The organism is Nocardia otitidiscaviarum (genome assembly GCF_007362295.1).
Classification (GTDB): domain Bacteria; phylum Actinomycetota; class Actinomycetes; order Mycobacteriales; family Mycobacteriaceae; genus Nocardia; species Nocardia otitidiscaviarum.
The window spans coordinates 7421303-7434203 of sequence record NZ_CP041695.1 but is presented as its reverse complement, the minus strand read 5'-3'; the positions used below and the strand labels follow the sequence as shown (position 1 = coordinate 7434203).

General features: G+C 70.2%; 9 protein-coding genes. 4 read left to right on the top strand and 5 right to left on the bottom strand.

Going from position 1 to position 12901, the window contains the following annotated elements:
* The gene (locus tag FOH10_RS33445) at positions 1-666 is read right to left on the bottom strand and encodes an NUDIX domain-containing protein (protein WP_143983618.1); all 666 of its coding nucleotides are present in this window, start codon (positions 664-666) and stop codon (positions 1-3) included.
* A 137-nt stretch (positions 667-803) separates the two neighbouring features.
* On the opposite strand from FOH10_RS33445, the gene FOH10_RS33440 reads away from it, so the two are divergent.
* From FOH10_RS33440 to FOH10_RS33430, 3 genes are read left to right on the top strand one after another with little or no spacing between them, the layout of a single operon-like run.
* Positions 804-2132 (top strand): hypothetical protein, encoded by a 1329-nt coding sequence (locus FOH10_RS33440; protein WP_143983617.1) that lies wholly within the window; start codon positions 804-806, stop codon positions 2130-2132.
* A complete protein-coding gene (locus tag FOH10_RS33435) occupies positions 2129-3091 on the top strand; it encodes a glutamate ABC transporter substrate-binding protein (RefSeq protein ID WP_143983616.1) in 963 nt (320 codons plus the stop codon). Before FOH10_RS33440 ends, FOH10_RS33435 begins: the two co-directional genes overlap by 4 nt.
* A 3-nt stretch (positions 3092-3094) precedes the next feature.
* Complete coding sequence (locus FOH10_RS33430) at positions 3095-5689, top strand: serine/threonine-protein kinase (RefSeq protein ID WP_143983615.1); 2595 nt, start codon at positions 3095-3097, stop codon at positions 5687-5689.
* Between the two features lie 279 nt (positions 5690-5968).
* Here the strand turns inward: FOH10_RS33430 and FOH10_RS33425 are convergent, their stop codons facing one another.
* On the bottom strand, positions 5969-7165 hold the full coding sequence (locus FOH10_RS33425; protein WP_143983614.1) for an acetate kinase: 1197 nt from the start codon (positions 7163-7165) through the stop codon (positions 5969-5971).
* A gap of 2 nt (positions 7166-7167) precedes the next feature.
* Positions 7168-9243 (bottom strand): phosphate acetyltransferase, encoded by a 2076-nt coding sequence (pta, locus tag FOH10_RS33420; protein WP_143983613.1) that lies wholly within the window; start codon positions 9241-9243, stop codon positions 7168-7170.
* Between the two features lie 67 nt (positions 9244-9310).
* Between pta and FOH10_RS33415 the strand changes: the two genes are divergently transcribed.
* The gene (locus FOH10_RS33415) at positions 9311-11212 is read left to right on the top strand and encodes an ABC transporter ATP-binding protein/permease (protein WP_143983612.1); all 1902 of its coding nucleotides are present in this window, start codon (positions 9311-9313) and stop codon (positions 11210-11212) included.
* A gap of 9 nt (positions 11213-11221) precedes the next feature.
* Here the strand turns inward: FOH10_RS33415 and fgd are convergent, their stop codons facing one another.
* A complete protein-coding gene (fgd, locus tag FOH10_RS33410) occupies positions 11222-12232 on the bottom strand; it encodes a glucose-6-phosphate dehydrogenase (coenzyme-F420) (RefSeq protein WP_039817907.1) in 1011 nt (336 codons plus the stop codon).
* 239 nt (positions 12233-12471) lie between these two features.
* A complete protein-coding gene (locus tag FOH10_RS33405) occupies positions 12472-12828 on the bottom strand; it encodes a hypothetical protein (RefSeq protein ID WP_143983611.1) in 357 nt (118 codons plus the stop codon).
* Positions 12829-12901: the final 73 nt, after the last annotated feature.

The window sequence follows — 12901 nt, the reverse complement described above, 5'->3', positions numbered from 1 at the left end:
TCAAGACAACACCTGCGCCAGCGTGAGCAACAACACATTTTCGGCCAGATTCGGGGCCTTCGGCATCGACTCGCTGATCCGCGCCGCGGGCTCGTCGTCGCCCTCGGTATGCAGCCAGACGAACCCGTGACCGGCCAGCTCCAGGGTGCGGGGCAGCGCCGCGGCAACCGCCGAGATATCGGACAGCCCGGTGAGGGTCACCCGCTTCGGCGTGGCGCGCAGGGTCGGCCAGGCGGCGGCGAAACCGGGGTGCAGCGGTCGCGCCGGCACCTCGTCCTCGGGCACCCAGGCCAGCGCCGTGCTCTCGGCATTGCCGCGGGTGCGCAGGGTTTCGGCGGCATCGGCGACGACCGTGGTGTAGGTCCATCCGCTGGGCGCGGTGGCGGTCACCCGGCAACCCCGCACCCGAATGGACGCGGCCGGGATGCCCGCCTCCTCCTCGGCCTCGCGGACCGCCGCGTGCACGGTGGTCTCGTGGCTGTCGCGCGCGCCGCCCGGCAGCGCCCAGGTGCCGCCCTGGTGACTCCAGGCCGCGCGGTGCTGGAGCAGCACCGCCGAGCCTCCGCCCGCCAGTGGGGCGCGCAGCAACAGTCCGGCAGCGCCGAATCGACCCCATTGGCGGGTGCCGTCGGGGCTGTCCGCCCAGCCGTCGCCGTCACCGCGCATCCGTCATGTCCTCCACCTGGTCCACGCCACGGGCGGCGACCCACGGAAAGGTGTTCGCCGCGCGCGGCACAAGACCACAATATGCTCAATCGACCGATAGCAGTGGAGCGATCGTTTCCGGCCCGTGGGAGGTGAGCATGGCTCGCATCGAGCAGCAGCGGCTCGACGAGCTGTCGCCGCGCGCGGCGGCCGCCCTGGTGCGGGAACGGCTCGACACCACCGAGCTGCGCGCCTTCGCGCGCTCCTCCCCCGCCAAGCTGATCGCCATCGGGTTACTGCTCCTGGGATTGTGCGCGGCGGCCGGGGCGGTCACCGCGACCGGCGTGAACGATCGGCAGCATGCCCTCGACGCCCTGCTCGAGCAGGCCGAGCCGGATGCGAATTCGGCGCAGCGGCTCTACACCGCGCTGTCGATGGCCGACGCCTCGGCCGGAACCGCCTTCATTTCCGGCGGTCTGGAACCGAAACCGGTGCGCGAACAGTACAGCCGGGCCATCGGGGAGGCGGCCGCGGAACTGGTGACCCATTCCAACTACTCCAGCGCCGACGACACGCAACTGCGCACCGGCATCGCGAGCGGACTGCCGGTGTACACCGGACTCATCGAGACCGCGCGGGCCAACAATCGCGCCGGGCAGCCGGTGGGACCGGCCTATCTCAGCGAGGCGTCGCATCTCATGCAGGCGACGCTGCTGCCCATGGCCCAACGGTTGCAGGAGAACCGGGCGGCCGCCATCGGCGAGATCCAGCGCACCCATGTGCGCCCGCCGTGGCCCGCCATCGCACTGCCGCTGCTGGCGGTGGCGGCGCTCATCGCGGCGCAGCTGTTCCTGGCCCGGCATTGGAACCGGGTCCTCAATCCCGGTCTGCTGCTGGCCACCTGCACCATGGTGATCCTGCTGGCCTGGACGGTGGTGGCGGGCGGCATCTCCGCGGTCGCGACCACTGATGCCCGGGACAACGGCTCCGGCCCGACCGCGACGCTCACCGAGAGCCGCATCCTGGCCCAGCAGGCCCGCACCGCCGAAACCCTCAAACTGGTGCGCCGCGACGCCGGGGGCGACTACGACCGCACCTACGACGCGGCCATGAGCCGACTGCGCGAGCTACTCACCGGCTACCCGTCGCAGGCACCCGCCGCCACCGAGATCACCACCGCGGTCGGCGCGCTGGACCGCTGGCGCGCGGCACATCAGCGGATGAACGAGGCGCTGGGGCGCGGCGACTTCATCGGCGCGGGGGCGGTGGCGACCGGGCCGGGAGCCGATGAGGCGGGCGCGCAGGTGGCGGCGCTGGACCGGGCGCTGGCCAATGGCATCGCCGCCACCCGCGACGCGTTGCGCCAGGACACCGCGCACGCCGCCCGGGTCCTCGATCTGCTGGCCCCGGGCGCGCTCGTACTGGCCACCGCGGCGGCCGTATTGGTGGCGGCGGGCCTGTGGCCTCGACTACGGGAGTACCGATGAGACGCCGACTACTCCTGCTCACCCTCGCCGCGCTGGTGGCCGCCGGATGCCACGGCGAGGACAGCGCCGCACCGCCGCCCACCCGGGTTCCCAGCTTCACCGATCCGCCGCTGCCGTCGGGAGCCGTTGCCGCGCAGCCGCATACGTCCCCGCCGCCGGAACAGGTCACCTGCTCCGATCCGACCGCCAGCCTGCGCCCGGACGGGGGCGGCGGCCCCACCGTGGACGCCATCCGCGCCCGCGGCCGCCTGCTGGTCGGGCTCGACCCGGGCAGCAATCTGTTCAGCTTCCGCGATCCCGCCACCGGCACCCTGTCCGGCTTCGACGTCGGCATCGCGCGCGAGATCGCCCGGGACCTGCTCGGCGATCCGGAGAAGATCGAATACCGCATCCTGGGTTCGGCCGACCGGGAACAGGCGCTGGCCGACCACACCGTGGACGTGGTGGTGAAGACCATGACCATCACCTGCGAACGGCGACAGCGGGTGTCGTTCTCGACCTCGTATCTGCAGGCGCACCAACGGGTGCTGACCGTGCGCGACACCGGCATCGGCGGACTGGCCGACCTGGCGGGGCGGCGGGTCTGCGTGGTGGGCGGCACCACCTCGTTGGACCGGATCCGCCGCCAGCAGCCCGCAGCGTCCCTGCTCACCGTACCGAGTTGGGCCGACTGCCTGGTGGTGCTGCAGCAGCGGCAGGTGGACGCCATCAGCACCGACGACACCATCCTGGCCGGACTGGCGGTCCAGGATCCGCTCACCGTCGTGACCGGGGAGGACCTCAGCACCGAGCAGTACGGCATCGGCATTCCGAAGGATCGCGACGATCTGGTGCGCTTCGTCAACGGCACCCTGGAACGCATTCGCGGCGACGGCACCTGGGACCGCCTCTACCAGCGTTGGCTGGCACCGCAACTCGGCACCGCCGCCATCCCCCCGCCACCGAGGTACCGGGACTGAGCCATGAGCGAACCGTCCGAACACCAGCGGGGCAGCGACGACGCGCCGACACCCGGCGACGCCGAGGAGGGCGCGACGGAGGCCACCGTCCGCCCGGCGCGGACGGAACTCACCTTCCGACCGGCACCCTCCGACGAACCGGACGGCAATACCGAATACGCAACCCGCCGAACACCATCCGGCAAACCCGGCGGCGACACCGAATACGCAACCCGCCGAACACCATCCGGCGAACCCGGCGGCGACGCCGAATACGCGCGGCGTGGGAAACGGGCGGACGCGGGCGGTGGCGGCACCGAACTCACGCCCCGGCCGACCACCGGCGAGCCCACGGGGTCGCCGGGCACCGTGGCGGTCGGCGGGACGCCGGACGGCTGGGACGGTACCGAGACCGCCGACGCCACCCCCGGCCGCACCGAGCCACGGGTGCCGACGCGACCCTCACAGCGCAGCGGCCGGATGACCCGGCCGCGGCCCACGGTGCGGCGGCTCGGGGCCGGGCTGGTGACCATTCCGACCGTGGAACCGGTGGACCCGGCCGAGGTGGTCATGCAGGATCCGGTGGTCGCCGAGGGCCGCCGCTTCTGCTGGCGCTGCGGCAAACCCGTGGGTCGGGCGACCCCGACCCGGCCGTCCACCACCGCGGGCACCTGCGAGACCTGCGGTGCGCCCTACGATTTCCGGCCCAGCCTGCATCCCGGCGACCGGGTGGCGGGCCAGTACGAGATCCAGGGCTGCCTGGCCCACGGCGGGCTGGGCTGGATCTACCTCGCCATCGACCGCAATGTCAGCGACCGCTGGGTGGTGCTCAAGGGCCTGCTGCACGCCGGGGACACCGAGGCGCAGGCGGTGGCGATGGCGGAGCGGCAGTTCCTGGCGGAGGTGGTGCATCCGAGTATCGTCAAGATCCACAATTTCGTGGAACATCCTGGGCCGGACGGGAATCCGGTCGGCTACATCGTCATGGAGTACGTCGGCGGGCGCTCGCTGCGCAATCTGCTCGACGCGCATCCCACCCCGGAGCGCATGCCGGTCACCGAGGCCATCGCCTATGTGCTGGAGGTGCTTCCGGCGCTGGACTACCTGCATTCGCTCGGCTTGGCGTACAACGACCTCAAGCCCGACAACATCATGGTCACCGAGGACCGGGTGGAGCTCATCGACCTGGGTGCGGTCGCCGCCTTCGAGTCGTATGGAAACCTGTACGGCACCAGGGGTTTCCAGGCTCCCGAGATCGCCCGCACCGGTCCCACGGTGGCCTCGGACATCTATACGGTGGGCCGCACGCTCGCGGTGCTCACCCTGAACATGCCCATGCAGCAGGGCGCGTACTGCGACGGCATCCCGAACCCGGACGAGCAGCCGGTGCTGGCGCGCCACGAGTTCTTCCATCGGCTGCTGCTGCGCGCCACCGATCCCGATCCCGCACGCCGCTTTCCCACCGCGCGCGTCTTCGCCAATCAGCTCACCGGTGTGCTGCGCGAGATCCTGGCCGTCGAGACCGGCACCGAGCATCCGCAGCTGTCCACCCTCTTCAGCCCGCCCCGAACCTGTTTCGGCACGGCGGAATACGTGGCGCAGACCGATGGTCTGGTGGACGGCTTGGAACGGGACACCCTGCTGCGCGCCCGCGACGTGGCGGCGGCGTTGCAGGTGCCGCTGATCGATCCGGCCGACCCCTCCGCACCGCTGCTGGCCGGTGCGGCGCACCCGGAACCCCGGCACGCCCTCGACGAACTGCGCCACGCCCGCCAGCGCGCCGGAGCCGAACCCGGCGGGGCCCCGGCCAGTTTCGAACTGGAGGTGACCCTGGCCGAGGCGCGGGCGCATCTGGATCTCGGCGAACCGGCCGCCGCCCGCCTGCTGCTGGACCGGCTCGGCGACACCACCGCACCGCCCGCCTCGGACTGGCGCATCGACTGGTATCTCGGGGTCGCCGAACTGCTGGACCGCGACTACGAGCGCGCCTTCGGGCGCTTCGACGCGGTGCTCCAGGCGCTGCCCGGTGAGATCGCACCCAAGCTGGCCCTGGCCGCCACCGCGGAACTGATTCTGCAGCACTGGGATTCCGACGATCCCGAACAGTGGCGCGCGTACGCGGAGCAGTACTACGCCACCGTCTGGCGCACCGACCGGGGCGTGGTGGCCGCCGCCTTCGGCCTGGCCCGCCAGCTCGCCGCCGCCGACGCCATCGCCGCCGCCGTCCGCGCCCTGGACCAGGTGCCCCCCGCCTCCCGCTACTACGCCGACGCCCGCATGACCGCCATCCTGATGCTGCTCACCTCCGCCCCCGTCGACGAGTTGGATGAGGCCACCCTGCACCTCGCGGCCGCCCGCGTCCAAGCGCTGCCGCCGGGCGAGAGCCGCACCGGCCAGCTGCGGGTGCTGGTGCTCGGCACCGCCCTGGGCTGGCTGCAGGCGGGCCGCACGCCGAAGTCGCCGGACGCCGAGATCTTCCGCGCCCCCTTCACCGAACGCGAGCTGCGCCGCGGCATCGAAGCGGATCTGCGCGCCCTGGCCCGCACCGCGCCCGGGCGCAACCACCGTTACGCGCTGGTGGACCTCGCGAACGCGATCCGCGCGAAGTCCTGGATCTGAACCGCGGCGGGCGATCGGCACGGCGCGCCACCCGAGCGCGGTCCGGGCACAGCGGCGGCGGAAGTCAACAGAGCCCGTGTCGCGGCGGCTCCGATCGGGGGCAGCCGATCGAATGTGGGCGGAACCGGCGAGGGAGGGTTCCGACCCGACCGCGGTTGTGCGTGACACGACACGGGCTCTGGTGAGACCGGGACCGGAGGTTCCGGGCTCGGTAACCACTATGCCGGTCGAATTATGAGGGTTTCGTTAAGAAGCGGTTCAGAACAGGCACAGCGGGATTCAGCCGACGAGTGCGGCGCTGGCGCGGGCAATGGCCAACTCCTCGTTGGTCGGCACCACCAACACCGCCACGGGTGCGCCGTCGGGAGAAATGCGGCGGGCGGAGCGGTCGCGCACCGCATTGCGCTCCGGGTCGACCTCGATGCCGAAACCGGCCAGTCCCGCGAGCGCGTCGGCCCGGACCCGGGCGTCGTTCTCGCCCACCCCGGCGGTGAAGGTGATGGCGTCCACCCGGCCCAGTGCCACCAGGTACGCGCCGATGTAGCGGCGCAGCCGGTGGATGTACACGTCGTAGGCCAGTGTCGCGGCCGCATCGCCCGCGTCGATGAGGCGGCCGAGTTCGCGGAAGTCGTTCACCCCGGACAGGCCCTTGAGCCCCGAATCGCGATTGAGCAGGTCGTCGACCTGTCCCACATCCATACCGGCGGCGCGAATCAGATGGAAGATGATGCCCGGATCCAGGTCGCCGGAGCGGGTGCCCATGACCAGGCCCTCCAGCGGCGTCAGCCCCATGGTGGTGTCCACCGCGCGCCCGCCGCGCACCGCCGACGCCGACGCGCCGTTGCCCAGGTGCAGCACGATCTGGTTGACGTCGGCGTAGTCGCGCCCGAGGAACTCCGCCACCCGGTGCGATACGTAGTCGTGCGAGGTGCCGTGGAAGCCGTACTTGCGGATACCGTGCGCGGCAGCGGTTTTGGCGTCGATGGCGTAGGTCTTGGCGGCGGCGGGCAGCTGGTGGAAGAAGGCGGTGTCGAAAACCGCCACCTGCGGCACGTCCGGCAGCAGCGCCCGCGCGCTCTCGATGCCGGTGACATTGGCCGGATTGTGCAGCGGCGCCAGGGTGGACAGGTCGGCGATGGCCCGCACCACCTCGTCGGTGACGAGGGTGGGTTCGTAGAACACCTCGCCGCCGTGCACCACCCGGTGCCCGACCGCGCCCAGGTCCTCGGCGGCGAGGTCGTGGCCGCTCTCGGTGAACAGCTCGAACACCAGCCGCAGCCCCGCCGCGTGATCGGCGATGGGGCCGTCGTGCTCGAATGTCCGTCCGTCGCAGCTGTGTTCGATGGTGGGTGCGCCATCGCCCACCGACTCCCCGATGCGCTGCACCACGCCGGAGGCCACCACGGTGGCCGTATCCGGTTCCAGCAGCTGGTATTTGATCGAGGAGGACCCGGAGTTGATCACCAGCACCTTCACGACTACGCCTCCCGCTGGGCCTGGATGGCGGTGATGGCCACCGTATTCACGATGTCGGCGACCAGCGCACCGCGCGACAGGTCGTTGACCGGCTTGCGCAAACCCTGCAGCACCGGACCGATGGCCACCGCGCCCGCGCTGCGCTGCACCGCCTTGTAGGTGTTGTTGCCGGTATTGAGGTCCGGGAAGATGAAGACCGTGGCCCGCCCGGCCACCACGGAGTTCGGCAATTTGGTGCTGGCCACCGTCGGCTCGATGGCGGCGTCGTACTGGATCGGCCCCTCCACCAACAGTTTCGGCGCACGCTCCTGCACCAGTTTGGTAGCGGCACGGACCTTGTCCACATCCGCGCCCGAACCGGATTCGCCGGTCGAGTACGACAGCATGGCGATGCGCGGGTCGATGCCGAACTGGGTGGCGGTGCGGGCCGAGGAGACCGCGATATCGGCCAGCTGGTCGGAGGTCGGATCCGGTACCACGGCGCAGTCGCCGTACACCAGCACCCGATCCGCCAGGCACATGAGGAACACGCTCGACACCGTGGAGACGCCCGGCTCGGTCTTGATGATCTCGAAGGACGGGCGGATGGTGTGCGCGGTGGTGTGCGCCGCGCCCGACACCATGCCGTCGGCCACCCCCATCTGCACCATCATGGTGCCGAAATACGAGATGTCGGTCATGAATTCACGCGCCCGCTCCACCGTCATGCCCTTGTGGGCACGCAGCCGGGCGTACTCCTCGGCGAATTCGTCCCGCAGCGGGCAGGTGCGCGGATCGAGCACCTCGGCGGCGTCGATATCCACGCCGAGTTCGGCGGCGCGTCCGCGCACGGCGGTCTCGTCGCCCAGAATGGTGAGATCGGCGATCTTGCGCTGAAGTACGCGACCGGCGGCGCGCAGGATGCGGTCGTCGTCGCCCTCGGGCAGCACGATGCGCTTGCGGTCGGCGCGCGCCCGCTCGATGAGCTGGTACTCGAACATCTGCGGCGTGATCACGCCCGGCGTGCGAACCTCGATCTGCCGCAACAGTTCCGCCGCGTCGACCCGCTCCTCCATGAGCGCCAGCGCGGTATCCACCTTGCGGATGCTCGACAGCGACACCCGGCCGCGGGTCAGCGAGACCGCCTTGGCCGTCTCGAAGGTGCCCAACTGCGTGCTGATGATGGGCAACTTCGGTTTCATACCGGCGATCAGACGCGCGATGGTGGGCTCGGGCAGCATGCCGCCGTTCATGATGACGCCCGCCAGCGACGGAAAACCCGCCGCCTCATGGGCGTTCACCAAGGCGAGCAGCACGTCGGCGCGGTCACCGGGCGTGATGACGGCGATACCGTCCTCGAGCCGCTCCAGAATGTGCTCGGTGGTCATGGAGCCGACGATCACCCGCAGCGCCTCCCGCTGCATGAGTTCCGGGTCGCCGCTGTAGATCTCACCGTCGATGGCGGCGCACAGCTCCTCCACCGTCGGCGCGGTGAGCAGCGGCACCTCCGGCAGCGCCCAGGACGGCACATCGCACACCTTCAGCGCGGCGGCGTCGGCCTCGAGCTGCTCGGGATCGCAGCGGTTGGCGATGACCGCCACCAGCCGCGCGTGCTCGGCCTTCAACTCCCCGTCGCACAGCTCCACCACCTGGCCGAGTTCGGCGGAGGTGCGACCCGCGCCGCGCACCACCAGCAGCACCGGCGCGCCGAGGTTCACCGCGATGCGGGCGTTGAAGCGCAGCTCACTGGGGCTGGCCACATCGGTGTAATCGCTGCCCAGAATGAGCACGGCGTCGCAGTGCCTGGCCATCTCGTGGAAACGCATGACGATCTCGCTGATGGCGGCGTCCGGGTCGGCGTGCACCTGCTCGTAGGTGACGCCGATGGAGGACTCGTAGTCGTCATCGGCGGTGGAGTGCTCGAGCAGCAGTTCGAGGATGTAGTCACGCTCGGTGGCCGACCGGGTGATGGGCCGGAACACGCCGACCCGCGGGGTGGTGGCGGCCAGCATCTGCAGTACGCCGAGCGCGATGGTCGACTTTCCGGTATCGCCCTCGGGGGCTGCGATGTACACGGTGGACGGGGCGGAAGCGGCCATGATCACGAGCTTAGCGGCCAGCGTTTCACGCCGCCGTTTGCCGGACCGTAGCCTTAGGCTCGCGGACATGATCGGCGCATCCGGTCTCGATTGGGGACACGAGACTTTCCACAGCCTCTTCTGGATCGCCAAGGCATTCGCCATCACCGCGCTCATATTCCTGATCGGCGCGGCCGTCATCGTGCGATGCACCGACTGGGGGCGCATGTTCTGGCGCATCACCGGCGGCTACTTCACCGGACGGGAAAGCTGGCCCGCCTGGGCGCTGTTCGCCGTGGTCCTCCTGCTCGCCGTGTACAGCGTGCGCATGACGGTGCTGTTCACCTACTTCTACAACGACTCGTTCACCGCGTTGCAGCTCGGCGTGCAGGCACTGGTGGACGGTGCCGGCAGCCCGGAGCGCGAGCGGGCGGCGGCGCTGTTCTGGCAGAGCCTGGGCGTGTTCGGGGTGCTGTCGGTGATTCTCGTCGTGATGGGCGTGGTGTCGTACTGGTTGCAGCAGGCCTTCCACATCCACTGGTGGACCTGGCTGAACACCCGTTTTCTGGATGACTGGCTGGACGGTAGGGCGTACTACCGCGGCCGGTTCATCGACGAGACCGTCGACAATGCCGACCAGCGCATCCAACAGGACGTGTACGACTTCGTGGAGGGGTCGTACGCGCTGTGCTTCGGCGGCAATGTCGGGCCGTACAGCATCAGCGGCAACGGTGTGATCGGGGCCGGGCTGTCGCTGGTGTCGTTCACGCCCATCCTGTGGCGCATCTCGGGCCCGCTGGACGTCTTCGGCGTCACCGTGCCCAGGGCGCTGGTCTTCGCGGCGTTCGCGTGGGTGGCCTTCGCCACGGCGGTGGCGTTCTGGATCGCCCATCCGCTGATAAAACTGAACTTCTGGTTCCAACGCCGCACGGCCGACTACCGTTTCGCGCTGGTGCGGCTGCGGGAGAACGCCGAGAACGTCGCCTTCTACCACGGCGAACGCGAGGAGCGGGGCGGTCTGGACCGCCGGTTCGCGGCGGTGATCGCCAATATGTGGGCACGGGTGTACCGGCTGCTGCGCTTCTTCGGCTGGAATCTCACCACCAAGCAGGTCGGCGGGGTGTTCACAGTGCTGCTGGTGGGGCCGCGGGTATTGGCCGGCACCGCCACCCTGGGCGATCTGCAACAGGCCACCAGCGCCTTCGGTCAGGTGCAGGACGCGCTGTCGATGCCGCAGTCCTCGTATGCGGCGTTCACCTACTATCGGGCCACCCTGATCCGCCTGGACGGACTGCGCGAGGCGGACCGGAAGGCGCGGGGGCTGCCGGTGATCGCGACCCGGGAGGCGGCGGCGGGGCTGGAACTCACCGACGTGCAGGTGCGCAAACCCGATGGGACGCCGCTGATCACCGATCTGAACCTGCGGCTCGAGCCCGGTGACGCGCTCGTGGTGAAGGGCGGCTCCGGGGTGGGCAAGACGACACTGCTGCGCAGCATCGGCCAACTCTGGCCGTTCACCGAAGGCCGGGTGAGCCGTCCGCTGGGCGATGCCGCGCTGTTCCTGTCGCAGCGGCCCTATCTGCCGCTGGGCGATCTGCGCACCGCAATCACCTATCCGGCGGCACCCGAGGTCGTGGACGACGAGACGTTGCGGGCGACGCTGATCACCGTGAATCTCGGGCACCTCACCGACCGCCTGGACGAGGAGACCGATTGGGCGTCCACCCTTTCGCCCGGTGAACAGCAGCGGGTGGCGTTCGCGCGCATCCTGTTGCTGCGGCCCGAGGTGGTGTTCCTGGACGAGGCCACCTCGGCGGTGGACGAGGGGCTGGAGTACACGCTCTACCACCTGGTGCGCACCGAGACGCCGGACACCGTGCTGGTCAGCGTGGCGCATCGCAGCGCGGTGGACCGGCACCACACCCACCGGCTGGAGTTGGCCGGTGGCGGGGCGTGGAAGCTGTCGCCGATCGGGGCCGTGCGGGTGTGAGAGCCCCGCTCAGCTCAGGGCACGCAGGCGCGGGGCCAGGTCGCGTTCGAACAGCTCCAGGAACCGCTTCTGGTCGTGTCCCGGGGCGTGGAAAACCAGGTGGTTCAGGCCCGCGTCCGTGTACTGCTTGATCTGTTCGACCGCCTGGTCCGGATCGCTGGCCACGATCCAGCGCTTGGCGATCTGCTCGATGGGCAGCGCGTCGGCGGCGGCCTCCATCTCGATCGGGTCGGTGATGGAGTGCTTCTGTTCGGGGGTCAGCGAGAGCGGGGCCCAGAAGCGCGTATTCTCCAGCGCCAGTTCGGGATCGGTGTCGTAGGAGATCTTGATCTCGATCATGCGGTCGAGGTCTTCGGCCGTGCGGCCCACCTTGGCCGCGCCCTCGGACACCGCGGGCATGAGCTTCTCGGTGTAGAGCTCCATCCCTTTGCCGGAGGTGCAGATGAAACCGTCACCCGCGCGGCCCGCGTACCGGGCCACCAGCGGGCCGCCCGCGGCGATGTAGATCGGGATGCCGCCCTTGGGCACGTCGTAGATGGACGCGCCGACGGTGGTGTAGTACTGGCCCTCGAAGTCCACGCGGTCGCCGGTCCACAGCGCGCGCATGAGATCGACGGCCTCGCGCAGCCGAGCGAAACGCTCCTTGAATTCCGGCCATTCGCCGGAGTAGCCGGTGGCGATCTCATTGAGCGCCTCGCCGGTGCCGACGCCCAGCATGACGCGCTCCGGGTACAGACAGCCCATGGTGGCGAACGCCTGCGCGATGACGGCGGGGTTGTAGCGGAAGGTCGGGGTCAGCACCGAGGTGCCGAGCTGGATGCGCCGGGTGCGCTCGCCGACCGCGGCCATCCACGCCAGCGAGAACGGGGCGTGGCCGCCGTTGTGCCGCCACGGCTGGAAGTGGTCGCTCACGGTGGCGCTGTCCATGCCGTGTTCCTCGGCCAGCACCGCGATCTCCACCAGTTCCCGCGGGCCGAACTGCTCCGCCGACGCCTTGTATCCGAGCTTTAGGTTCTTCACCTGCGCCACTCCTGTCGCCTGTATTGCGCTGTGTGTGCGGGTTCCCTCGGCCCGCGGACCGCTCGGGCGCGCTGGATGTGGCGGCGCGCGAACGGCTTACCTCGCACCCTAGTCAGTACGGGCCGCGGTGTGGCGAGGGCCGCATCCGTCGAGACGAACCCGCGAATCCGAGCGGGTATTCCGAGCGCGACACCCGTGATTCGTCGAGCGGGCGCGCTGGTTTCCGCCCGGGGACCCGGCTACCGGGGCAGCGGTGGCCCCGGGTCGAGGCCCATGGCCTCGCGGGCCTTGCGGATGAAGTACAGCCCGCCGCGCACGGTCTCCTTGGCGATGCGCACCTGTCCCAGCGTGGTGGCCTTCACCACCTGCGCCCTGGCGATATTCAGCCGGTCCACGGCCTCGGACATGGCGCGCAGGGCCTCGTCGTTGTCGGGATCGAGTCGGGCCAGTTCTCCGGACATGCGGTCCAGGTGCCGGTTCACCTCCGCTTTCGCAGCGGCCACCCGCTCCACGTTCCCGGACCACTCCCGCGAGATCCACCAGATGGCCAGGCCCACGATGGCCAACACCAGAACCAGGAACAGCAACCGACCCATACCTCCAGCTTACGGCGGCCCCGACCGCCCGGTAACCGCCGCGCTGATCGCCGATTCGCTCTCGATAGCGGAC

Coding starts and splice junctions, on each gene's coding strand:
- FOH10_RS33415 (WP_143983612.1), top strand. CDS start 9,311: ATGATCGGCGCATCCGGTCTCGATTGGGGACACGAGACTTTCCACAGC.
- FOH10_RS33430 (WP_143983615.1), top strand. CDS start 3,095: ATGAGCGAACCGTCCGAACACCAGCGGGGCAGCGACGACGCGCCGACA.
- FOH10_RS33435 (WP_143983616.1), top strand. CDS start 2,129: ATGAGACGCCGACTACTCCTGCTCACCCTCGCCGCGCTGGTGGCCGCC.
- FOH10_RS33440 (WP_143983617.1), top strand. CDS start 804: ATGGCTCGCATCGAGCAGCAGCGGCTCGACGAGCTGTCGCCGCGCGCG.
- pta (WP_143983613.1), bottom strand. CDS start 9,243: ATGGCCGCTTCCGCCCCGTCCACCGTGTACATCGCAGCCCCCGAGGGC.
- FOH10_RS33445 (WP_143983618.1), bottom strand. CDS start 666: ATGCGCGGTGACGGCGACGGCTGGGCGGACAGCCCCGACGGCACCCGC.
- FOH10_RS33405 (WP_143983611.1), bottom strand. CDS start 12,828: ATGGGTCGGTTGCTGTTCCTGGTTCTGGTGTTGGCCATCGTGGGCCTG.